General features: G+C 50.6%; 27 protein-coding genes. 11 read left to right on the forward strand and 16 right to left on the reverse strand.

The window, feature by feature from the left end; all coding sequences use genetic code 11:
- Positions 1-63 precede the first annotated feature (63 nt).
- On the forward strand, positions 64-459 hold the full coding sequence (locus PJE062_RS19085) for a VOC family protein (protein ID WP_008551701.1): 396 nt from the start codon (positions 64-66) through the stop codon (positions 457-459).
- Between the two features lie 14 nt (positions 460-473).
- Here PJE062_RS19085 and PJE062_RS19090 read toward each other — a convergent pair whose 3' ends face one another.
- Positions 474-1,397: an NAD-dependent epimerase/dehydratase family protein gene (locus tag PJE062_RS19090; protein ID WP_157039254.1), complete on the reverse strand. Its 924-nt coding sequence runs from the start codon at positions 1,395-1,397 to the stop codon at positions 474-476.
- A 188-nt stretch (positions 1,398-1,585) separates the two neighbouring features.
- Here PJE062_RS19090 and leuB point away from each other — a divergent pair, with 188 nt between their 5' ends.
- Entirely contained in the window at positions 1,586-2,707 is a 1,122-nt protein-coding gene (gene leuB, locus PJE062_RS19095) for a 3-isopropylmalate dehydrogenase (protein WP_008551433.1), read from the forward strand.
- Positions 2,708-2,767: 60 nt separating this feature from the next.
- On the opposite strand, the gene PJE062_RS19100 is transcribed toward leuB, so the two are convergent.
- Complete coding sequence (locus PJE062_RS19100) at positions 2,768-3,892, reverse strand: linear amide C-N hydrolase (protein WP_008551305.1); 1,125 nt, start codon at positions 3,890-3,892, stop codon at positions 2,768-2,770.
- 215 nt (positions 3,893-4,107) lie between these two features.
- Between PJE062_RS19100 and PJE062_RS19105 the strand changes: the two genes are divergently transcribed.
- Positions 4,108-4,524 (forward strand): hypothetical protein, encoded by a 417-nt coding sequence (locus PJE062_RS19105; protein WP_008551732.1) that lies wholly within the window; start codon positions 4,108-4,110, stop codon positions 4,522-4,524.
- Between the two features lie 73 nt (positions 4,525-4,597).
- Positions 4,598-5,092, forward strand: a complete 495-nt coding sequence (locus PJE062_RS19110) for a hypothetical protein (protein WP_008551517.1) — start codon at positions 4,598-4,600, stop codon at positions 5,090-5,092.
- An 18-nt stretch (positions 5,093-5,110) separates the two neighbouring features.
- Here the strand turns inward: PJE062_RS19110 and PJE062_RS19115 are convergent, their stop codons facing one another.
- On the reverse strand, positions 5,111-5,620 hold the full coding sequence (locus PJE062_RS19115; protein WP_008551499.1) for a GNAT family N-acetyltransferase: 510 nt from the start codon (positions 5,618-5,620) through the stop codon (positions 5,111-5,113).
- Between the two features lie 69 nt (positions 5,621-5,689).
- Positions 5,690-6,190, reverse strand: coding sequence for a hypothetical protein (locus PJE062_RS19120; protein WP_008551658.1), 501 nt, complete (start codon positions 6,188-6,190; stop codon positions 5,690-5,692).
- Positions 6,191-6,305: 115 nt separating this feature from the next.
- Here PJE062_RS19120 and PJE062_RS19125 point away from each other — a divergent pair, with 115 nt between their 5' ends.
- Entirely contained in the window at positions 6,306-7,016 is a 711-nt protein-coding gene (locus tag PJE062_RS19125) for a 2-phosphosulfolactate phosphatase (protein ID WP_008551424.1), read from the forward strand.
- A gap of 44 nt (positions 7,017-7,060) precedes the next feature.
- Here PJE062_RS19125 and PJE062_RS19130 read toward each other — a convergent pair whose 3' ends face one another.
- The 3 genes from PJE062_RS19130 to PJE062_RS26415 form a co-directional block, all read right to left on the reverse strand.
- Positions 7,061-7,768, reverse strand: coding sequence for a hypothetical protein (locus PJE062_RS19130; protein WP_008551524.1), 708 nt, complete (start codon positions 7,766-7,768; stop codon positions 7,061-7,063).
- A 64-nt stretch (positions 7,769-7,832) separates the two neighbouring features.
- Positions 7,833-8,126: a hypothetical protein gene (locus PJE062_RS19135; protein WP_008551357.1), complete on the reverse strand. Its 294-nt coding sequence runs from the start codon at positions 8,124-8,126 to the stop codon at positions 7,833-7,835.
- Between the two features lie 204 nt (positions 8,127-8,330).
- A complete protein-coding gene (locus tag PJE062_RS26415; RefSeq protein ID WP_008551563.1) occupies positions 8,331-8,579 on the reverse strand; it encodes a hypothetical protein in 249 nt (82 codons plus the stop codon).
- 118 nt (positions 8,580-8,697) lie between these two features.
- Here PJE062_RS26415 and PJE062_RS19140 point away from each other — a divergent pair, with 118 nt between their 5' ends.
- Positions 8,698-9,735, forward strand: a complete 1,038-nt coding sequence (locus PJE062_RS19140; RefSeq protein ID WP_008551306.1) for an aspartate-semialdehyde dehydrogenase — start codon at positions 8,698-8,700, stop codon at positions 9,733-9,735.
- Between the two features lie 74 nt (positions 9,736-9,809).
- On the opposite strand, the gene PJE062_RS19145 is transcribed toward PJE062_RS19140, so the two are convergent.
- Positions 9,810-10,196, reverse strand: coding sequence for an ASCH domain-containing protein (locus PJE062_RS19145; RefSeq protein ID WP_037037704.1), 387 nt, complete (start codon positions 10,194-10,196; stop codon positions 9,810-9,812).
- On the reverse strand, positions 10,174-11,226 hold the full coding sequence (locus PJE062_RS19150; protein ID WP_037037707.1) for a GNAT family N-acetyltransferase: 1,053 nt from the start codon (positions 11,224-11,226) through the stop codon (positions 10,174-10,176). The genes PJE062_RS19145 and PJE062_RS19150 overlap by 23 nt, the downstream gene beginning before the upstream one ends.
- A gap of 635 nt (positions 11,227-11,861) precedes the next feature.
- On the opposite strand from PJE062_RS19150, the gene PJE062_RS19155 reads away from it, so the two are divergent.
- The 5 genes from PJE062_RS19155 (at position 11,862) to PJE062_RS19175 (ending at position 15,930) form a co-directional block, all read left to right on the forward strand.
- Positions 11,862-12,311 carry a GNAT family N-acetyltransferase gene (locus tag PJE062_RS19155; protein ID WP_008551574.1) on the forward strand — a complete coding sequence of 150 codons (450 nt, stop codon included), beginning with the start codon at positions 11,862-11,864 and terminating at the stop codon, positions 12,309-12,311.
- 273 nt (positions 12,312-12,584) lie between these two features.
- Positions 12,585-13,277: a TenA family protein gene (locus PJE062_RS19160; protein WP_008551737.1), complete on the forward strand. Its 693-nt coding sequence runs from the start codon at positions 12,585-12,587 to the stop codon at positions 13,275-13,277.
- Between the two features lie 368 nt (positions 13,278-13,645).
- Positions 13,646-14,392, forward strand: coding sequence for an amino acid ABC transporter substrate-binding protein (locus PJE062_RS19165; RefSeq protein WP_008551375.1), 747 nt, complete (start codon positions 13,646-13,648; stop codon positions 14,390-14,392).
- Positions 14,393-14,527: 135 nt separating this feature from the next.
- Positions 14,528-15,202: an amino acid ABC transporter permease gene (locus tag PJE062_RS19170; RefSeq protein ID WP_037037709.1), complete on the forward strand. Its 675-nt coding sequence runs from the start codon at positions 14,528-14,530 to the stop codon at positions 15,200-15,202.
- Positions 15,199-15,930 carry an amino acid ABC transporter ATP-binding protein gene (locus PJE062_RS19175; protein WP_008551447.1) on the forward strand — a complete coding sequence of 244 codons (732 nt, stop codon included), beginning with the start codon at positions 15,199-15,201 and terminating at the stop codon, positions 15,928-15,930. Before PJE062_RS19170 ends, PJE062_RS19175 begins: the two co-directional genes overlap by 4 nt.
- Before the next feature lie 45 nt (positions 15,931-15,975).
- On the opposite strand, the gene PJE062_RS19180 is transcribed toward PJE062_RS19175, so the two are convergent.
- From PJE062_RS19180 to PJE062_RS19210, 7 genes are all read right to left on the reverse strand, one after another.
- Positions 15,976-16,926, reverse strand: coding sequence for a threonine/serine dehydratase (locus PJE062_RS19180; RefSeq protein ID WP_008551461.1), 951 nt, complete (start codon positions 16,924-16,926; stop codon positions 15,976-15,978).
- Positions 16,927-17,000: 74 nt separating this feature from the next.
- Positions 17,001-18,173 (reverse strand): M20 aminoacylase family protein, encoded by a 1,173-nt coding sequence (locus PJE062_RS19185; RefSeq protein WP_008551274.1) that lies wholly within the window; start codon positions 18,171-18,173, stop codon positions 17,001-17,003.
- 593 nt (positions 18,174-18,766) lie between these two features.
- Positions 18,767-19,927 carry a helix-turn-helix transcriptional regulator gene (locus tag PJE062_RS19190; RefSeq protein ID WP_037037711.1) on the reverse strand — a complete coding sequence of 387 codons (1,161 nt, stop codon included), beginning with the start codon at positions 19,925-19,927 and terminating at the stop codon, positions 18,767-18,769.
- 96 nt (positions 19,928-20,023) lie between these two features.
- Positions 20,024-20,677 (reverse strand): methyltransferase, encoded by a 654-nt coding sequence (locus PJE062_RS19195; protein WP_008551311.1) that lies wholly within the window; start codon positions 20,675-20,677, stop codon positions 20,024-20,026.
- A gap of 7 nt (positions 20,678-20,684) precedes the next feature.
- Positions 20,685-21,113, reverse strand: coding sequence for an EVE domain-containing protein (locus PJE062_RS19200; protein WP_008551363.1), 429 nt, complete (start codon positions 21,111-21,113; stop codon positions 20,685-20,687).
- 132 nt (positions 21,114-21,245) lie between these two features.
- Positions 21,246-21,536: a YciI family protein gene (locus tag PJE062_RS19205; protein ID WP_008551283.1), complete on the reverse strand. Its 291-nt coding sequence runs from the start codon at positions 21,534-21,536 to the stop codon at positions 21,246-21,248.
- Between the two features lie 85 nt (positions 21,537-21,621).
- A complete protein-coding gene (locus PJE062_RS19210; RefSeq protein ID WP_008551370.1) occupies positions 21,622-22,632 on the reverse strand; it encodes an NAD(P)H-dependent glycerol-3-phosphate dehydrogenase in 1,011 nt (336 codons plus the stop codon).
- Between the last annotated feature and the right edge of the window lie 7 nt (positions 22,633-22,639).

The following is a 22,639-nucleotide window of genomic DNA, read 5'->3' on the forward strand; positions in this document are numbered from 1 at the left end:
GTTGACGGGGCCGGCATCAGCGACCTAATTCTCTTGCAGTCAATTCTGCTGAGAGGTCTTCCCATGGCAAAAGCAATTCACATGATGGTTCGTGTTCTGGATGAGGAGCGTTCGCTTGCGTTTTACCGCAAGGCGTTAGGTCTGGACGTTGCTGAGAGACTAGACTTTGATAGCTTCACGCTTGTTTATCTGCGCAATGCGGAAAATGATTTTGAAGTTGAGCTGACAGTCAACAAAGATCGCAAAGAGCCATACTCACTGGGTGATGGTTACGGTCACATTGCGTTCTGCGTGGATAATCTGGATTATGAGTACAAGCGCTTTCAGGCGGAAGGGCTTGCTCCGGAAGACATCAAGGAGTTCTTCGTGGAAGGCAAGCTGCTGGCGCGGTTCTTCTTTGTGACTGATCCGGATGGATATCGCATCGAAATGCTGGAGCGGCACGGGCGTTACCAGTAATCGCTCGTTGTCTTTTAGTACTCGATTGCTTTTTCAGCGAGCGTTGGAGGGGAGCTTCTTGCAAGCTCTTCTCTGGTGTAGCTCTTGAAGGTGTGGGTGAAGCCTTCCCGCAGTTTGTACTGAGGCTGCCAGTCGAAGTTCTCCAGATATCGGGTGACATCGAGTGCGCAGTCGTAGTCGCGGAACGGGAAGTACTCGCGGGCCGGGATGCCTGGGGCCATGTCTTTGCCGTAGATGATTTCCGGCTCAACCTCCACAATATCACAGAGCATCCGCACCCACTTCTCGATTGTCAGGATATGCGGATCGGCCAGATTGACCGCTTCGGTCGGCATGGCGTGCATTGCCAGCAGATATAGGATGAAGCTGGCGAGATCTTCTTCATGTAGAAACTGTAGCTTGGTTTGGCCATCGCCCGGCAGGATGATCGGGCGTTCTGTCAGGGCTCGGGCCCAGACGAACTGCTCGCGGTCGATGTCGTTGTTTGGTCCGTACAGGTAAGGCGGACGAATAGCGACGGCAGGAGTGTGTTCCTGATTAAGCAGGAAGTGATCGGCCTCAGATTTGTCTCTGCCGTAGGCTCCCCAAACAGAGGCGCCACCAATTGAGTCTTTCTCACTTGGCAGGTGGCCTTTGGTTTCCTTGTAGACCGCAGCGCTGGAGAGGTGGATCCACTTTTTGGCGTGGATGCCGAAGGTGTCGAAGGCAATTTCTGACTGCTCACGGGTGTAAGCGCTTGTATCAATTACAGCTTCGTATCTGCCCGCCACTTGCTTCATGGCAAATGGATCGTTCCTGTCAGCGATAAGCTGCTGTGTTCCGGGGATGGGGCGAGACCCTCTGTTGAGCAGGGTTACATTATAGCCCTTCGAAATTAGGGCTGGGATGAGCGATGCACCCACAAAGCCCGATCCACCTATGACTAACAAGTTATGCATATTTTGCAGTGCCTTAGAACTGTCTACGCTCAGTTGATGAAGAGTATCATGGTGGGATTAAAGAAACCTGTCTAGGGCACTATTGTTGAGGACCCATCCATTTTCGTTGAAATATTGAACCTTGCAATGGCAGGGGTGAGGCGGCACAAATGGTCAACTTCAATTTGCAGAAAACGGGATATTGACCCATGGCATCCAACAAGCTCTTGCTTCTTCCTGGTGATGGAATTGGTCCGGAAATTATGGAAGAGGTGAAAAAGGTTATCGCCTGGCTCAACGAGCAGGGCGAAGATACTTACGAGTATGACGAAGGCCTTGTTGGTGGCAGCGCTTACGATGCGCACGGCGTTTCCATCTCTGAAGAAGATATGGCGAAAGCACAGGCGGCTGATGCTGTGATCTTCGGTGCTGTTGGTGGCCCTAAGTGGGATGATGTTCCTTATGAGGTTCGTCCGGAAGCTGGCCTGCTGCGTCTGCGTAAAGATCTTGGCCTGTTTGCAAACCTGCGCCCTGCAATCTGCTACCCAGCGCTGGCTGATGCGTCTTCTCTGAAGCCGGAAGTGATTGAAGGTCTGGACATCCTGATCGTTCGTGAGCTGACCGGTGGTGTATACTTCGGTGAGCCAAAAGAGATCATCGAACTGGACAACGGCCAGAAGCGCGGTATCGATACGCAGGTTTATGACAGCTACGAAATCGAGCGTATTGCTGGCGTTGCGTTCGACCTTGCGCGCACCCGTGACAACAAAGTTTGTTCCATGGAAAAGCGCAATGTGATGAAGTCCGGCGTGCTTTGGAACGAAGTTGTAACCGCAACGCACAAAGCGAATTACGCTGATGTTGAGCTGGACCACATGCTGGCAGATGCTGGTGGCATGCAGCTGGTTCGCTGGCCAAAACAGTTTGACGTTATCGTCACTGATAACCTGTTCGGTGACATGCTTTCCGATGTTGCAGCGATGCTGACCGGCTCTCTGGGTATGCTGCCATCTGCTTCTCTTGGTGCGCCTGATGAGGCAACCGGCAAGCGTAAGGCACTTTATGAGCCAGTACACGGTTCTGCGCCAGACATCGCAGGCACCGGTGCAGCTAACCCAATTGCAATGATTGCAAGCTTTGCAATGGCGCTGCGCTACTCCTTCCAGAAGATTGCTGAGGCAGACATGCTTGAAAAAGCGATCTCCAACGCACTGGATAAAGGCCTGCGCACCAAAGACATCGCGAAAGAAGGCGAAGCAACCATCACCACCGCACAGATGGGTGATGCCATTGTTGCTGAGCTGACTGCTCTGGCAGGTGTTTCAGCTTAAGCTACTGCCAAAATTCTAGAATTTGAAGCAGGGCTTCCGATGGTTCGGAAGCCCTGTTTTTTATTGCATAGGTGGCAGCAGGGGCTGTGTTGGTTTCGGGCTTGGCAGGTTCACAAACTGCAGCTGGCCGCTAGTGACATCGAAGTCATCAAAGCTGACGCCGTGGAGCGTCGTGTTCTCGTAGGTTTTGATGTAGTAGATCTTGTTTTCGATGTCCGCGATGGCAGACCATTGGGTGTAATCGTTGGCTTCTTGTTCCTGCTCTGTAGGAGAGATGGCAGGCCTTACGAACCCTTTGGGAATATCGAAGTTGTTCAGCACGTGCTCCATTGTCACCAGCCGGTTCTTGTTCAACTCAGATGCGTCAATGGTGGAGATCAGCCCCAGTGCCCGAATGAAACGGGAGGGAGGAGTTGGATCACCGGGAATGCCGAGCAAGCCTGATCCCTGACCAAATGGCTCCAGTTCCTGCCCCATAATGGTGGTGGTGCCGATGTTGAAAGGGGAGAGGAACAGGTAGTTGCGGATGTTCTGGGTGTGCCATTCGAAGTCAGGCGAGTTGGTGAGCACGGTGTAGGGATTGTCGTAGACTTTGATTTCTCCATCAACTGGCTCAATGACGATAGAGAAACCGGCAGCATCATGCAGTGTGTAATGCAGAGGCGGGATCTCATCCATGTTTGAATAATAGGTGCCAACCAGAGAAACTTTATCCAGATTGATCTTGATTTCTTCGACAGTTTTGAAGGTTGAGAGCATCCAGACGAGGAAGTCTACCTGATTGATTTCCTTGGCTCTCTCTTCTTCACTGCGTGAGGGGTTTTTGTAACCAGCAAAGCCGGGGAAGTAGAGGGCGCCACCTGAGAGCCCATACTCGTTCATGCCGTCGACCATAGCGGGACTATCGAAGATACTGGCGCCGATGACTGCTATCTTACCTGTCCAGCTGAACCCTATCTCATCGTTGATTTTGGACTGGAACTTGTAACCGCGTGGGATGAGCCCAATTTTAGTGGGGATCTGTTTGCCGAACTCCATGGTGCGACCGTACATGCGGATGTTGTCGACGGTGGAAAGGACAAAGCTTGTGCAGGCGTTGGCTGCAACGGGCTGAAAGACAAAGGCAAACAGGGCCAATGTGATCTTGAACAAGGCGAACGGTTTGCTGGCAATGCGCTTGAGCATGGGGCCTCCGGAGCGGTTCTTTTGCCTGCGATTGTGGGCGAAGAGCGCAAAGGTTCCGTTAGATGGGCCTGCCGTTTTAAGATTGGTTTTTTGGAAGTTTGGCCACCCGATGTTAATCACGGGAGTTAGCTGTGCCACGTGGTTGCGCTGAAAACAGCACTGCGGCATAAGCGTGGGCCAAGAATTTTATGAGAAGCATTGCTGGAAGGCAGAGCATGGATGAACGTATAAGACCCTTTCTCGGTACCTGGATTTTGGATCCGGATGTCTCAAACTATGAGCAGGGTGCTGTGCCGTGGGGCGGTAGCCTGACGATCGCCGAGAAGGATGGCGAGATCGGCTTCTTCATGAAAACCGTTGAGGGTGAAGGAGAGACCGTGGAAGCGAACTTCTCTGGTATCCCGGATGGTGAAGACCGCCCGATGCCGGAAAACCCGTTTGCTGATACGCTTTCTCTTTCTCTGAACACAGATGGTGATCTGGTTTCTGAAGCCAAGCGTGGTGGCCTGACTATTATGGTTGCCAAGCGTGAGCTGAACGAAGATGGCTCGCAGCTGACTGTTTATCAAACTGTACACCTGCTGGATGCAGGTTCGTTTACCAACGAAGCGGTTTACGTAAGAGCGCACTAGGCGGTTTAAACCTGCCTTAGCTTCTCTTTGCTGGACTTGGTTGCATCAAAAAAGAACAAGACTGGATGCAACCATGTTCAAGCGGAAGAGCTTTGCCGGAGCCTGTGTGATACTCGCGGTTTTGGGGGCATCGAACGCCAACTCATTGGTGTTTGATGGCATTCCTTACATGGACAACCGCAGCACTCCCGAAGCGGTTATTGAGAGCTACTACAATGCCATCAATCGCAAAGATTATGTGCAGGCGTATAGCTACTTCAATACTCCACCCAAGAATTTCGATAAGTGGAAAGACGGTTTTCGAACAACTGAGTCTGTTCAACTTCGTTATGGATCCACTCAGCCAGACCCAGGCATGAGTCAGATATACTGGGCGCTTCCGGTTGCGATTGAAACGCACCTTTCTGATGGCACTTCTCAGGTTTATGCAGGTTGTTATGTCTTACATATGGTGGTGCCGGGCACTATTACCGATCCGCCTTACTCTCCCATCGCGATTAACAAGGGTGAGTTGAAGCCAACGGATAAGCCTTTAAGTCAGGCCTTGCCCGACAAATGTGATGAATAGCCGTTTTAGTTCTTCATCTTAGCTTGCTAAGAAGGCTTCGGAATAAGCGACGGTGCCGGTTGGCGTCTCGCCTTCAAAGGTGTGCTGCATGAAGTACTCTGCTGGGACGCCGGGGAAGGTGAGGCTTTCTGCCTGCTGGAAGCCAAAGCGGCTGTAGTATTTAGGCTCTCCAAGCAAAACGACACCTTTAGCGCCACGCTGCCTGATTTGCTGCATGCCTTCCATAATGAGAGCGGCACCAAAGCCTTTGCCTTGATGTTTCGGCACAATTGCCACCGGGCCAAGGCCATACCAGCCCTCATCCTCTCCATCGATTGTTACTGGAGAGAAGGCGATGTGGCCCACCATGCCGCCTGCCTGTCCTGCGATGAGTGACAAGCTCAGCTCCCCGTTCTCGCGCAGTTGATCGACAATCAGGTGTTCGGTTGGTTTTGCACCGGGTTCATGGTGCGGATGGTTCTCAAAAGCTGCGTAAACAAGATCGCGGATGATCTCGATGTCAGATGGTAGCTCTGCGCGGATGATCATGAGTGTTGTCCGATGTTTTTAGTTCGGCCTTTATGCCGCAAAGACTGGGGCGTTGTCTAACTTGTTCCGTTAGAGATACCCAAACATGCGACCGCATATGAGGACGCCGAGCCAGCTGAAGAGGGAGATGAAGCCAGCAGACTTGAAACGAGGGATGGTTCCGCGGGAATCCACTTGCGCCAGATAGCGCCAGGGCTTGTTGAAGCGCAGGAGCAGCGCGTTCAGCAAGGCAAGCACGAAGAAGCCAGACTTAGCCCAGAAGATGGGGGCATTGACGTAGACCTGAGCTTTGACTGAGAGCAGGAAGATGCCGGTTGTGATGGCGATCAGGCCTCCCAGAAGTGCAATGCGGGTGAGGGGGCGTGCCAGATCATACAGCGGGATCGAGCGCCACATGCCCATCATGCGCAGGTCTAATGGCACAAGGGAGCCGAACAGCATGGCCAGACCAACGATGTGGCCTGTGTTGATTGCCGGATAGACCCACCATGCATACTTGAAGACCTCTGGCAGCTGAGAGCGCTCGAGATCGACAGCAAGTGCTTGCAATTGAGAAAGTAGATCCATCATTATTCCGTTGTGATTTTGACTGCTTCTCTCAGACTGAGTGCAGAAGCGGTGCCATGCAAGAATTGATTGGTGCTCTTTTTCAGGTGCCCACGGTTTTATCATTTTGAGGTTGTTTATGGCTGACTTTATGCATTTGGAGTGGGGGCGTAATGCAAGCAGCGATGGCTATGTTGCAACCGTTATCGTTGACTGTCTGAGCTTTTCAACGGCGACTGTTGTCGCTTGTGGCAGAGGTGCTTTGGTTGTGCCGGTTGCTGATCGGGAAGAGGGCCAGGAACTTGCCGCAGAGGTTGGTGGTGTTTGTGCTCGCAAGCGGCGGGAAGGTGGGTTTTCGTTGTCACCACCAACGCTGATGGGGCTTTCTGCCGATGAGGTGCTGGTGCTGCCAAGCCCTAACGGGGCTACGCTCTCTACTTTGCCAAGAGAAGGACGGGTGTTTGCTGGCGCTCTGCGAAATGCGTCAGCAGTTGCTGCTTATCTTGCTGAGATTCCCGGGAAGGTTCTGCTGCTTGCTGCGGGAGAGAAATGGCCAGATGGGAGCCTGCGACCAGCATTCGAAGATCAGATTGCCTGTGGTGCCATCGCGCATTTTCTTGGGTGTTCTTTGTCGCCAGAAGCCTCGCTGGCACAAGCTGGTTACCTCTCCTGCGCAGATGCTTTGCAGAGCGCGCTGGAAGGCTGTGTCAGCGGTCAGGAGCTAACGCATTATGGCTATGCTGCGGATGTTGAGTGGGCAGCGCAACTCAATGCGGAGCGCTGTGTGCCCGAGTTACGGCAGGTTCAACGTGGAGGACGGTTTGTGAAAGCGTTTGGGGATGTGAGCTAGAGGCATCCGGAGATGCCTCTGAAGCCTATGTATGAATGAGGTTTTTATTCAGATGCGAAGTCGATTGCTCCGATTACTTCAGAGCCATTTGTGAAGAGAAACTGAGCAGCAACATCTGAGAGTTTTACTTTGATGTTCGCACGGTTCGGCAATGCAAGATTTACTGAACCAACATTCCCATATGGAGTTCCGTTTACAAAGAAGCCTCTGCCACTGAACGTGATTTTCTGAGATAAATCATTATTAAGTTCGAGAGTAATTCCTGCTCCGTCTTTGGACATATTTGAGCCAGGGAGTGCGTTATCGAGTTCTTTTGTGAAATAGTCGTAGCTTGCACCTTTGACGAAAATGATCTTCTTTACATTGGGTGTTTCTTGGTCGTACGCAGTGAGGAGCCCATATGCGCCATTAAACTCGCTTGAGCCAATTTTGTCTTCCCAAGAGCCAACGTATACAGGTACGCTTGCGCCAAATGAAACTGTGCGATCAATACCGTCCGGGGCTTTCGCGCAACCTTTGAACTCTACATTTTGAAAAGACCTTTGGACTGCTGGCTCGACTTTGCCGCGAATTTTCTCACAATCGTCTTCTGAGAATGTTCCTTTGCCCACAAGTGTAACAGGTGCAAGGAGTGGTGTGCCTTCGGTGTCTTTGGTCAGGTCACTCGAGTATAATGTAACCTGTGTTTCGTAGTTACACGCTGCAACAGTTAGGCCAACAACAATGGCCGAAATAATTTTAGAGTACTTCATTGCAAATCTTCATGCCGCTTGCTGGATTGCAGGTTTTTTCTTGCTGAACAAAACAAGGACGCCACTAGAAGAGACAACACCATGAAAATTGCAACAAATGTACCGCTACAACTGCGCCCACTATGGATGATAAAACAATAATTCCGCCGAGCAATTTTGAAGCTTTACCAATCGCAATTGCGCCCAGAATAATAATAACAAAGGACATCAGAAGACCTACCCAGCCAAGCATTATAACAGTCTCACCGCCTTCTGCTTCAAGGGCTGCCCCCAAGCCACCTAGAAAGAGTGTTGCCCCTGCTGCAAAGACACTAAAGATACCTGCGATAAGGCAAATAATTCCACCAGCTTTGTTCATGCTTGCTCTCCCAAATACGCAATTTTTATTGCCAAATTAGATTCAATGTTATGCTAAACAATGTTTAGTTAGTGTGTATTTTTAATGCAAGTTTTAGTTGTTTTGTTGCCTTGTGAAATGAGAGGCACAATTTGTCTAACTGCCTCACTATCTCTTGAGAATACGTCAGTATTATCGCGAGTAGCGGTAGGCTTTTTCTCAAAATTAGCTATTTTTTCTTGGGCTAATTTGAGGTATAGCGACCTTGGCGTGAAGCGTTGAATATGCCTGTTGACAAATGAGGTTGATATAGGCAATTTCTGCGCGACCAATTTTAGGGGCAGAGTTTAGCAGCATGATGTTTGCGATGACCAACATGAAGACGACCATGAAACGTGCGATGACCGCGCGCATGGCTTCTGTTGCGCTCAAAACTGCTACCACAAAAACCACCACTAAAACGACAAAGACCACCGCCTGACGGTGCCTCTCTTTCCCGCGCTCTCCCCGGGACGGAGGGCGCTAGAGGGCCAGACCGGGGGTGGAACGCTCCTCGGCGGCTCAGCGGGGGAGACGAAAGAGGACAGAACCAATGGGTTATAAGGTTGCGATTGCAGGTGCTACCGGCAATGTGGGCGCAGAAATGCTGGACATTCTGGCTGAGCGTGGTTTCCCTGCTGATGAAGTGATCGCGCTGGCGTCACGTCGCTCTCAGGGTAAAGAGATTTCCTTCGGCGATAAGACCCTGAAAGTTCAGGCGATGGAGAACTTCGACTTCTCTTCCGTTGATATCTGCCTGATGTCTGCTGGTGGTTCTATTGCTAAAGAATGGGCACCAAAGATTGCTGCGAAGGGCTGTGTTGTCATCGATAACTCTTCTGCATGGCGTTATGATGCGGATGTGCCGCTGATCGTGCCTGAAGTGAATGCTGACGATATCGTTGACTTCAAAAAGAAGAACATCATCGCGAATCCGAACTGCTCTACTGCGCAGCTGGTTGTTGCGCTGAAGCCGATCCATGAAAAGGCTGGCATCAAGCGCCTCGTTGTTTCCACTTACCAGTCCGTTTCTGGTGGCGGTAAAGAAGCGATGGATGAGCTGTTCAATCAGACCCGTGCTGTGTTCGTGAACGATCCGATTGAGCCGCAGAAGTTCACTAAGCGCATTGCGTTTAACGTGATCCCGCACATCGATGAGTTCATGGAAGACGGTTACACCAAGGAAGAGTGGAAGGTCCTGGCTGAGACCAAGAAGATGCTCGACCCGACCATCAAGGTCACCTGTACCGCTGTACGCGTGCCTGTGTTCGTTGGTCACTCTGAGTCCGTTAACATGGAACTGGAAAACCCGCTCTCTCCTGAAGAAGCACAGGATCTGCTGCGTGAAGCGCCAGGTATTCTGGTTGTCGACAAGCGTGAAGACGGTGGCTACGTCACTCCTTACGAGTGTGCTGGCGAAGATGCGACTTACGTTTCCCGTATTCGTGAAGACGCGACCGTTGAGAACGGCCTGAACATGTGGGTTGTATCCGATAACCTGCGTAAAGGTGCTGCGCTGAACACCGTGCAGATTGCTGAGGCTCTGGTGAACCGCGGCCTGATCAAGCCAAAAGCAGAAGCTGCTGCTTAAGCTGAAAAGCATGATATGAGATTACGAAGGGCACCGTTTCGGGTGCCCTTTTGGTTCGGCACAATGTTGCGCGATTAGTTGATATTCGCTTCTATATAGCGGAATGATTGAGGTGCGACGAAGTTGTCGAATATGCTACTTGGTTCGATCGGAGTATCGTATCGTTTCGCAGATGCTATTGCTAATGCACAAGCTTGAGTTCGGCCTGAGAAATATTCATCAAAAAAATCTTTAGATATTCCAGCACTGTGTTTTGTCGAAGTCCAAAGATCTTCTGGAGAGTCCTTAACCACCTCTTTGATCTCGAACTCGCCGACTATTTTTTTCACAGGGCTTGTCGCATAGACAACGACAGTCTTTATGTCAGGATTTTTGAACACAGTCTTTCTGAACTCGTAGGTTTTTGTGCCATCGAAGATCAGCTCTGCGAACTCAGGCTTAATTGATAATAAGACTTTCATTCACCTGTCCCAACTCAATGATTTGGTTAAACTGGTCATCTGTTAACTCGCGTAAATCCCAACGGGGTTGTTCTGAAATACCAACTTGGTCTAGTAAAACACCCCTAATTATTCTTCTAGTTAGTGCAGCGTTATATGTCATTTTGACGCAAAATAAACGACTTTCTGCGTTGTATTTAGCAATCAAAGCTTCTCGGTCAAAGACACTACTGGCTTCGGCGTATCGAACAAATTCCTCAACATTAGAGAAGTTACGTCGTTTCTTCGTTTCCTCAACGACGCATATTGAAGTTGCTACCGAACGATAAAAGGCAGGTCCCACGTTATCTGTTGTGCGATAGATAACTATCAAATCTCCTCTTTCCATCCGAGTAAGAGAGAGTTTTGCGACATATACTTTGTGTATAGTGTTCGTATGAGATACGTCCTCAACAATACTTGAATCTTCATTATTCAATATAGAGTCTGGAAAAAGCTCGGTGTGGTATTCAGGGTGAACTGCTAGTAAGAATTTACGTCTGTGTGATGTTCGAAATAATGGGTAATCTTTAATAATGTCATTGTTAGAATAACGAAGACTTCGCAAGTACACATTCTCCGAGCCATTTGGAGTTGTTTTCGTTCCAATTTTTATGAAACCATATTTTTCAAATAAACTAATAAGTGCTTCATGTGTGTCGAAAACGGTAACGTAGACTTCCTCCGCATTTTCTTGGAGTGCGTGATCGAAGATTTTTTTTATAACCCGCTCGCCTAACCTAGTTCCGTGAGCATCAATCTTAAAAGTACCAACTTTTAGTCTGTGCGCTGCCGGTAGCTGAGGCGTGACATCATCGATAATTTCGTTTTCAATTTTCAGGTAGATAAATCCGGTTATTTGATCGTCATCATCTCTGAGCACGTATGCTTTTTCTTCGGCCTTTCTCAAAAACCAGTCCGCAAATTCTTCATACTGAGCTTTCAAGCTGTCGAAGAATGGATCATCTAAATTAATGTCCTTAAAATGAGAATATTCAAATTTATCTGCCATACGCGAAGTCCGTCTGTGTGTGCATATGAAAAAGATATATGTGCGTTTGACGCAATTCAATCTAAGGTTGATTAAATTGCAAGCACTGTAATCGCATGTGCTGAACATTGCTGAATATGATTAAATGGATGAGTACCTGCCGCGGCTCAAAAACTTATCCCCTTCGTAAATTTCTCCCGTAGTCTTAACTCATGCCTACGTGATGGGCTGGCTGGGGGACCGTCCTTCAGTTGGTCGTAGGCTGGGTGGGGCTACTGTGGAAGGTAACGTATTTCGCAGCAGGTCCGTGGAGGTTCCCCTTTCACCAACAGTGTTGAGGGATAGCGGATGTCCGGCCAGACCAAAGGGCGCCAGCACTGAGACCTGAGGCTTTCCAACAGCCTTAAGTCTTCCAAGTGTCTTCTGGACCCTGGCCTTAGCCTCCTGCAAAAACGCCCGGGCAAGGCGACAAGCCAATGCCGAAGAAACTAACTTACTCATTACTTGCGCAGGCATTGCCTGCCGCCTTGCCCCTCCCGATTAACTCGGGAACTCCAGCTCCAACGCTGCATGGAAAACCTTGCGGTGCCACTGGTGTTTGTGGGGATACTTTACCCAATGGCTATGCTAGGATTTTGCCAAATTGAGGGGGTATTATGCAGACACTTGAAATTAGAGCTGCGCGATTTGATGAGTTGCCGGAAGTTGCGCGTATGTACAGGTATTCGCGGGATCGGTGTCTTTCTTTTTTGCCCAGATTGCACACGCCTGAAGAAGATCTCTGGTTCTTCCAAAATATTGTTTTTAAGAGCAATGAACTGACAATAGTCATGGGAGATGAGCAAATCATAGGTATGATGGCCATCAAAGATGACTGGATAGAACAGCTTTATCTGGATCCGCGGCATCTGCGGGAGGGCATTGGTACAAAGCTCTTAGACCAAGCAAAAGCTCAATCTTCCGGGACTCTTAAGTTGATGTGCTTTGTTGAGAATGTGGATGCGAGAGCATTCTACGAAGCTCATGGCTTTAAGGAAGTGAAGCGGACAAGCGGTTCAGAGAATGAAGAAGGAGCGCCGGATATTTTGTATGAATGGCAGGCCTGACCTGTCATCGACAATATCCGATGCAGTGCAGTGGTTGCAGACGAACGCGCGATGATACCCCTAAAATTGCAGGGGGCATATACGGTGATTTCCGTCTAGTGCAGCCCAACTCTGAGTGGCATTGTTCGAAGTAGATGTAAGCCAGAGCACTTCGCGTTCATGAGGATTTACGTGTCATGCTCTTAGCTTTTTTGCCACGCGTATTCCTGATGGAAGGCCAGAGGTGCTTTTGGGGGATACGCTCTAGGACAATGTGTTGGGAGGCACACGCGAATGCTGAACACTGCAAGTTATGCCAATTACAAGATCACTCATACGGATGAGACCTTCACTGATTGGCTGGTGAAATCTGCAGGACCTGCGTGGAACAGAGCAATCAATCATCCGTTCACGAGTGCGGTTGGTAATGACACAGTAAGCAAGGACGTGTTCCTCCGTTACTTGCTTGAGGACTATCACTACATTCAGGATCTGGCGTCTGCTCTTGGCTTCCTGATCGCCAAAGCGCCATCCATGGCTTCAAAGGCGCGCCTTGCCGAGTTTACGCATCAGCTGACATCCAACGAGCTCTCGTATTTCCAGCGGACATTTAAAGAGCTGGGTGTTGAACCTGAGACTTATGAAAACGCCAAGCCGAACACGGTGACACGCGCGATTGGTGCAACGTTGCTCTCAACAGCTGGCAAAGGCCACTACGTGGATGGTATGGCCACGCTTCTTGCTTCTGAGTGGATCTATCGTGAATGGGGACACCGGGAAGCTTCCAAGCCACGTCCAGAGCGCTTCTATCTTGCGGAGTGGGTTGAGTTTCTTGCCACGGATGAGTTTGGTGAGTTCATTGAATGGATCAAACGGGAAGTGAACTCAATTGGCGAAGAGGAGCGCGTGAAACGCCAGAGCGAAATCTCTGAGAGCTTTACTCATATGTGTGAGTTGGAGGCCGAATTCTTCGATATGGTGAGCTGATCAGCTGCTCGCCGTTTGGTTCCAAAATGCTCTCTGTTTTGCAGGGAGCATTTTTTTTCAGGCTGTGAGTCAGTAGTTATACGTTTCGCCTAAAATCTTGGGGCAAGTGCACGTTTTGCCTGTAACATCTCTGTGATCTTGCTGGGAAATTGCAGAAATTAACAAGATGTTCTCAAATCAGATTTTGTCACCTGCAGCCTTAAAGGAAGTATTTTTTATGCATTTCGGATTTGCTGGTATTGTGTTCTAATAATTTCTGTCATTGGTAGTTTATTTGATTTAATTGAGCTTCTAGCTTGGCTAATTGTAGAAAATTTTCCTCATTCTGGTAGAACGTGCTCAACAAAAAATACGAATAAGGAATAGATATGTTCTCTCGTTCTACTGTTGCTGCACTTGCCCTTCTCGTGGCTGTTCCTGCTCAGGCTGAAACAATCCGTGTGGGCATGTCTGGTGGATATTTCCCATTCACTTTTGTCAAGCAGGACGTTCTGCAGGGCTTTGAAGTTGATGTTGCTCGTGCGATTGCAGAGCAGACTGGTGACGACGTTGAGTTCGTAACCATGAGCTTCTCCGGCCTGATCGGTGCTCTGGAAGCTGGCCGCATTGACACCATTGCAAACCAGATCACCATTACTCCTGAGCGTGAAGCCAAGTTCACCTTCTCCCAGCCATACGTTTATGACGGTGCGCAGGTTGTTGTGAAAGCTGGCAACGAGGAAATCAACGGCGTTGAAGACCTTAAAGGCAAAAGCGTTGCTGTAAACCTCGGCTCTAACTTTGAAGAGCTGCTTCGCGGTCTGCCATTTGCTGATGAAATCGACATCCGCACCTACGAAAGCAACCTGGCTCAGGACACTGCTCTTGGTCGCGTTGACGCGTTCATTCATGACCGCATCAGTGCAACTCAGGTGATTAAAGAAACTCCGCTGCCGCTGGCTCTGGCTGGTGCACCATTCTCTGAAATTCGCAACGCAATGCCGTTCCGTACTGATGAAGATGGTAAAGCTTTGGCTGCTAAGGTTGACGGTGCGATCACCGAGCTGAAGGCTTCTGGTAAGCTTGCTGAGATTTCCGACAAGTGGTTTGGCGCGGACATCACAAAAGCTGACTAAAGCTCTCTGTTTTTTTACTGGTAAAGCAGTTCGCTTCTGAATTATTCAGGTGGACTGCTTTTACTTTTGATCTGGTTCACTTTCGGGCGTTTATTCTCATCTCCTGAAAGTGTGCTTCAATAATAAGAACAAACCATGCGTGCCTTAGATCTGGATTATATGCTCGGCCTTTTGCCGATCCTCTTAAAGTACCTACCCCTAACCTTGGGTATGGCAAGTGTGTCCATGATTTTGGCGCTCATACTTGCATCGCTGTTTGCGATTATCCGTGTGGTCCGCTTTCCCGTTCTGGATGCGGCCACGCGGCTCTTTATCAGTTTCTTTCGTGGAACACCGCTGCTGGTGCAGCTGTTTCTGTTCTACTACGGCCTGCCGCAGCTGGTTTCCTTTCTCACCGCGATTGATGGGGTGACTGCTGCGATTGTTGGCCTGACACTGCACTTTTCTGCTTACATGGCAGAGAGTATTCGTGCAGCTATTCTGGGTGTGGACCGCAGCCAGTGGGAAGCGGCGAAGTCTATCGGTATGTCTACTGGCCAGATGATGCGTCGTATCATTTTGCCTCAGGCTGCCCGTGTTGCTGCGCCGACCCTGATCAACTACTTCATTGACCTCATCAAGAGCACCAGTCTTGCCTTTACGCTTGGTGTGACAGAGCTGATGGGGGCTGCACAAAAAGAAGCTGCTGGCAGCTTCCTGTACTTTGAGACCTTTATTGTGGTTGCAGTGATTTACTGGGTTGTTGTTGAGAGCCTTGCTTTCGTTCAGTCCAAAATTGAAAATCGACTATCAAAGGCTGTTTCAAGATGATCCAGATCCGCGGGCTCACAAAAATCTATAATGGTGTTCCTGTGTTGAACGGGATCGACCTTGATATCAAAAAAGGCGAGCGCATTGCGATTATTGGTCCATCCGGGACTGGTAAGTCTACGTTGCTCCGCTGCATCAACTTTCTTGAGACGCCAGAGCAGGGTGAGTACATCCTTGATGGTGAGAGCATTGATGTTCAAAAAGCCAATGCTGCGCAGATCAAAGAGATGCGTCTGAGAACAGCGTTTGTGTTCCAGAACTATGCTCTGTTTGCCAACAAGACGGCGCGTGAGAACATTGCAGAAGGCCTGATCACCGTTCGCGGTGAAGCCAAAGAGGCTGCGTTTGAGCGCGCCAATGAGATCCTGCAGAACATCGGTCTGGCTGATAAGGCAGATGCTTATCCGGCTTCGCTTTCCGGTGGTCAGCAGCAGCGTGTTGGCATTGGCCGTGCGATGGCCAGTAACTCTGAGCTGATGCTGGTGGATGAGCCGACTTCTGCACTGGACCCCGAATGGGTGGATGAGGTGCTGCAGTTGCTGACACGTGTGGCACAGGCTCACCAGACCATGCTGATCGTGACACACGAGATGGCGTTTGCAAAAGAGATCGCGGATCGCGTTCTGTTTATGGAAGGCGGGCGCATCGTCGAGCAGGGGCCACCTGAGAAGATCTTCACCAGTCCGGATGATCCAAGAACCCGCAGCTTCCTGCGCAAGGTTCTTTAAGGAATTTTGAGAGCGGTACCATCTGACGGTGGTACCGCTTTTCTTTTATCGGCCAGACAGGGTGTTGTTGACCTGAAGGAGCTCAGCGTTGCCACCGCAGAGCAGTACGCCAATGCGCTCGCCTTCTGCTGGTTTGTAAACGCCGGAGATCAAAGCTGCGAGAGCAGTTGCGCCTCCCGGTTCAACAACGAGCTGCATCTCTCTCCAGAGGCGGCGTTGAGCTGCCAGGATGGCGTCGTCTTCGACCAGAATGGATTCTGCAATGTGGCTCTGCGCAACCTCAAACGGGAAGGTGCCGCACCGTTTGGCGCCAAGAGCGTTCGCTGCGATGCTGTCGAGTTTGACGTCAACCGGTTCGCCAGCTTCGAGCGCTGCGTGCATGGAGCAGGAGCCATAAGGTTCGACGGCGACGATTTTGGTTGGGCTGTTGGCGTAGTAGCTTGCAACACCTGCTGCCAGACCGCCGCCACCGACAGCCACGAGGATGGTGTCAAGATCCGGGCTTTGCTCAGCCCATTCCAGTGCGACAGTTCCCTGGCCGTTGATGGTATCAACAGCGTCGTACGGGTGGATATCGATCGCGCCGGTTTGCTTCTGGTATTCTGAACACAGGGCTGCCGCATCTGCGTATGCTGCGCCTTCAACGTGAACGTCAGCCCCGAAGCTGCGGATTTTGTCGATCTTGGCCGGATTGGAGATCTCAGGCACGAAGATTTTGGCTTTCAATCCAAGAGCGTGGGCGGCACATGCTACTGCGGCACCATGGTTGCCACCGGATGCTGCGGCGATGCCAGCCTCTGGGATTGTGTTGTTTAGTAATGAGTTGAATGCTCCACGGGCTTTGAAGGAGCCTGAGTGTTGCAGATGCTCGAGCTTCAAAGAGATGGAGTACTTCAGGCCGAAGGTACCGTTACCGCTTACAATAGATGGTGTTTTGCGGATGTACTTCTGAATTCGTTTGTGAGCAACTTCAATAGCTTGCTTGGATATTTGCACGGTAATGGCCTGAATATTTTTAATATAGAGAAGCCTCGGAAAAATCCGAGGCCCCGTAAATTGCAATGTGCATTTTAAGTTGCAGGCATTGCGGTTTCAACCAGTTTAATAAAATAGGAACAACCATATGGAATGGCTTCGTCGTTGAAGTCATATTTCGGATGGTGCAGCCCTGCGGTGTCGCCGTTGCCGAGGAAGATGAAAGCACCAGGCTTTTCTTCTAGGTAATAAGCAAAATCCTCGCCGCCCATGGTTGGCTCGATGTTTTCGTCTACCTTGTCAGCGCTGCCTGCGATTTCAGCTGCGATCTGGGTTGCGAATTTTGTTTGTTCTGGATGGTTTGAGGTAGATGGGTAACCATCGTTGAACTCAAAGTCCACGCCAGCGCCGTTTGCAGCGCATACGCCTTTGACAACCTGTTTGACACGCTCAGCGGCCTGCTTGCGGACATCCTGATTGAGCGTGCGGATGGTGCCGCCGAGTTTCGCTGTGTCAGGGATGATGTTGTAGGCGGTACCTGCCTGGAAGAAGGTTACAGAGATCACGATGGACTGCAGAGGGCCAACGTTACGGGAGGCGATGGACTGTAGTGCGGAGACGATCTGGGAGCCAACGACAACAGGGTCGATTGTGTTGTGCGGATACGCTGCGTGGCCGCCGATGCCTTTTACGGTGATGGTGAACTCGTCGGTTGACGCCATCAGCGGGCCTGAGCGGGTTGCGAAGTGGTCGATTGGAGTGCCAGGCTGGTTGTGCAGGCCGTAGATCTCGTCGACATTCCAGCGGGAGAACAGGCCGTCGTCCATCATCGCTTTTGCGCCAGCGCCGCCTTCTTCAGCTGGCTGGAATATGAGGATAACTGTGCCGTCGAAGTTGCGGGTTTCGGCAAGGTATTTTGCGGTACCAAGCAGCATTGCAGTGTGGCCGTCGTGACCACAGGCGTGCATGGCGCCTTCGTTTTTGGAAGCGTATTCTTTGCCGGTTTCTTCGGACATCGGAAGCGCATCCATGTCAGCACGCAGGGCAATGGATTTGCCTGCGCCGCCGTTGCGGCCTTTGATAACGCCGACTACGCCCGTACGGCCAACACCTGTAGTAACTTCATCAACGCCGATCTCTTGCAGGATCTCGGCTACTTTTGCTGCTGTGCGATGAGTTTCATAGAGGACTTCGGGATACTCATGAAAATCACGGCGCCATGCTGTGATTTCATCGTGCATTTCCGCAAGACGATTGATGGTTGGCATTGGAGCGCTCCCTAAAAACTTCGGATTCTTATTGAGATTAGAAAATGAACCTCACTTTGGCCTAGTGCAGTGAAATATTGCAAGAGCAAATCACTCGCAAAAGGGTCAGTTGAGTAAAATTAAATGAACTGCGATTGAGGCTCCTTAACTAACCCAAAGACACCTTAATCACGCTAAGCTATGACTGACGTCAGGTCACATATTGCACCGGTTTTAACAGCAGTCGTAGCGAGGCAATATGGCGATCTATCGGAGTGTTTTTCGCAATGTCACAGAGGAGAAACAGCAATGGATGTTTCTCAATAAAGCCCACCGATATGTCAGCCTGTTGCCCGCTCGATCTGAGTTTGAAACGGTTCCCTATGATTTTCGCCGAAGTGTTTCGATCAATCTCCTTGTGAATGGAGGGCTCTACGGAACGTCGCTGCGGTACAACTCATTGCGGGATAGCTGGAGCTTATGGCCGTTGACGAGTGATTTTTCGCTACAGGTCGATAAGCGAACTGTGATTGTTGAATGTGCTTTGACGTCTCCTTATCAGACTGGTGCCAATGTCACGTCGCTGGCTCAGTTTTATGAGGAAGTGAGCCGACCTAATCGGTAGGGGCTGGTGCTCTTACTGTCTCAGGCATGCGGGAGAGAGTGGCGGTAAGAGAGGAGATCAGCTCACTTTGTGACTTCATGTCGGCTTTGCTTGTTAGTCCTGCGATGTGGTTGCGGGCGGTGTTGTAGCTCATGTTGAGAGTGCTTGCGGTTTCTTTTAGGGAAAAGCCTCGTATCAGCATTTGCGCGATGTCTGCCTCGCGGTTGGTTGCACCCCAGATTTTCTGAATAAGCATCTCCTTTGAAACTGGATGGTCGGTTGGATCGAGGATGACTGCGAGAACCGGGCTCCAGTTCTTCAGGAAAGGTTCAACGTCGTTGGTGTCTTGTTCCAGTACTGTCAGGGGAACGTAGGAGATCAGTGGTTGGGTTGGAGTTTCACATCCCAAAGGGAAGGGGCCAACTGGGATTTTTTGAGTTCTGCATTGGAGGAGGAGGTTCTCCATATTGTTGGTGTACATCCGATGGTTGGTTGCGAGGTTGTTGCTTCTATCGGCGTAAAGGAACCGGCTTTTCTGCAGCAGTGCCCGGCCTTTTTGATTGCTGAGGGCTATATGGAAGCCGTGGTCCAGAATGAAGGCGGCGGAGGGGATCTGCTCCAGCCAGAATGTGTGTTGGTCTACGTTTCTCTTCTGGGCTTCCAGTTTGAGAAACAGAGAGAAGGCGTTTTGGTAGTGCGGCTGTATTCGTTCCAGCAGATTGCAGAGCTCTTCGTCTTCTGTGCCCTGAAAGCGGGCGGGCATGGTGACTGCGGCGAGTGCAACATCAGAGCCTTGTCGGTGTAAATGGAACCCGCGTGAGCGGTTGAGGTTGTCCCGGCCTTTGAGGACGTTGTTATAGAACTCGTTCTGCTCCAGCTGCTGTTGGCTCAGGAAGCGCTCTGAGTAGACTAGCTGATCAGAACTAACGGATTGAAGCAGTTTGGGAAAAGGATTGAACTGGATAAATTCAGCAATAAGCTCGTTGTAGGCGCTGTCTACGTTGAGAGCCGAGAAGTGATAGTAGTTGTTTTGCGTGAGGCATTGGACCTGGAATGTGACGGGCAAATCCGGGTATTTCTCGGCGATTGGCGCCAGAATATCGTCTAGGCCCTTACCGGTGACAACGGTTGAGTACATCCGGTTGATGAGCAGTTGTTGCAGATCTTCCATGACAACACAGTGGCTATTATCGACAATAGAATATTAGTTCTACTTTTAATTAAATTCAATTATTCTGTGTATTAGATTTTGGGAGTATACCCCTGATCATACAAACGCGTAGACGGAGGTCTTCTTGGTTTCATTATCTTCCAGCTCTCGTTGAACCGGAATTTCGTAGGTTTGAAGGTGTTTAAGCCGTGAGGTGGGAAAGTAAGAGCGTTGAGGATCTCCAACCAAAACTGGGACCGGCTCTGCTCTCCGGTTTGTATCTAACCAACCAAGCACCTTTACTGTCATATCCGGGTCGTAGAAGACATCTCCGCAGCAAATCAAATCATACCCATCCAGCTTGCTTTCAAGCAGGTCTTCTGCTGTGACTTCAATTGTGACATGGTTTTGCGCTGCGTTGATAAGTGCAGCATCGGAGGCAAAGGTGTCGATGTCCGCTGCAACTGCAGAGGCAGCTCCAGCTTTCATTGCGGCAATGGCAACAAGGCCGGAACCGCTGGCAAAGTCTAGGATGCGTTTGCCCTGGACCTCTTCCGGATTGTCGAGAATGTACCGCGCCAGCGCTTGTCCGCCTGCCCATGCGAACGCCCAGAAGGGGGAGGGGACACCGAGTTCTTCAAGCTCTTCTTCCCCCATACGCCATAGGTCGACGCTTTCGTCTGCGAGGTGAAGAGAGATGGACGGCGCGTGGGGAATAGGGTGAATGCGTGTCTGTTCCAGAATGAACTTGCGCCGATCCGTGATTGTCATCGTGAGATCAGACCTCGGACGGGTCCATGCCTGCCATTTCCAGAACCACAGCCCATTCTTCCGGTTTTACCGGCTGAACGGATAGGCGCATGGAAGTTACGAGAGCCATGTCGGACAGACGCTCTTCGGCTTTTACCTGTGCCAGTGTGACAGTCTGTGGGAGGTCTTTGACGGCTTTGATATCCACGCATTCCCAGCGTGGGTCATCGGTTGTGGAATCCGGGTGAGCCAATGCGCACACCTCAACGATGCCAACAACTTCCTTGCCGATGTTGGAGTGATAGAAGAAGCCGCGGTCGCCGATCTTCATATCGCGCATGAAGTTGCGGGCCTGATAGTTGCGTACGCCGTCCCACTCTTCGCCTTCTTCGCCCTTGGCTTTCTGTTGATCCCAGGACCACTTGTTAGGTTCGGATTTGAACAGCCAGTATTGCAACGCTTCCTCCATATAAACAGATTGTATGTTCTGATCAGAATGACCGGTCATACATTAAATGGAGCACCCGCCGTGATTTGAAAGGCCGATGCTCCAGTTTAGATATGTTGTAAAACGCAGCTTACAGCAAATTTACATATCTGGGTTTTTTAATACCCAGTTCCATGGGCGGATCTCAACAGATTCAAACAGACCTGCGAGTGCGTATGGATCTTCGTTTGCGACAGCCAGAGCTTCGTCGCGGTTTGCTGCTTCGATGATAACGAGCGAACCGGTTGGGGATACCAGATCATCACACATGAACGGGCCAGCACCTTTCAGGCGATCGCCGAGACCACTGAGGAAGTCGAGGTGCGCTTCGCGGGTCTTCTGACGAAGGTCTTCAGAATGTGCCTTGTCTGTGCAGATGAGAGCGTACAGCATATTGGATACTCCAGTAGCGGGATTTCAACCCAACCTTTTAATTCCTGATTTTCAACCAGGCAAATCCTACTTTAAAGGGATTCTACTAGGGGTGGGTCTCTCGTTTGAGTGGACGCGTCATTAAGTCGCTTAATGCTTGTGCGACGTCAATTTTACCCGCAACGATTTGTGAAACCGTCTTGGCGATCGGCATGTCAACGCCGTGTTCTGCTGCCAGAGCGACGGCGATATTGGCTGAGTGAGCACCTTCTGCCAGCTTCTGGCCCGGTGCGACAAGCTCTTCAGGTGTTCTGCCTTGTCCAATCTTCAAACCGAAGGCGAAGTTACGGGATTGGGTGGAGGAACAGGTGAGCACCAGATCGCCCAGACCGGACAGGCCGGTGAGTGTTTCGCTCTTCGCATTCAATGCCATGCCGAGACGGGTCAGTTCCGCAAAGCCGCGGGCTGTCAGGGCTGCCTGAGCGCTGGCGCCAAGGCCGTAGCCCACTGCAGCACCACATGCGATTGCGAGAACGTTCTTCAGTGCGCCGCCGATTTGCACGCCGATGAGATCATCGGTTGCGTATGGTCGGAAGCTGTTTGAGGCAAGTGCCGCCGAAAGCTGATCTGCAACAGCGCCATCTTCAGCTGCGATTGTTACGGCTGTTGGCAAGCCCTTTGCCACATCATGTGCAAAGCTTGGGCCGGACAGGGCTGCCGGGATTGCTTCTGGCGCCACAGATTTGATGACTTCAGAAAGCAGCTGTCCTGTCGATTGCTCGATGCCTTTTGCGCAGAGCACGATTGGGGTTGCTGGCTTCAGAAACGGCTTGATCGCTTCTGTCATTGCCCGGGTGGTCTGTGCCGGGGTGACGAGCAGAAGGGCATCGACATCGCTGACTGCGTGTTTCAGGATGCCGGTTGCCGTGATTTGCTCAGTCCATTCAATGCCAGGCAGATACTTCGGGTTTTGCTTGTTGGCGTTGATGGCGGCGATGGTTTCTGCATCGCGGGCCCATAAGGTGACTTCACGACCGGCTCTTGCCGCTGCCAAAGCAAGCGCAGTTCCCCAAGATCCTCCGCCAATTACAGCGATCTTGTTTAGAGCAGTGGTCATGTTGTTT

The sequence above is a fragment of the Pseudovibrio sp. JE062 genome, from assembly GCF_000156235.1.
Lineage (GTDB): Bacteria > Pseudomonadota > Alphaproteobacteria > Rhizobiales > Stappiaceae > Pseudovibrio.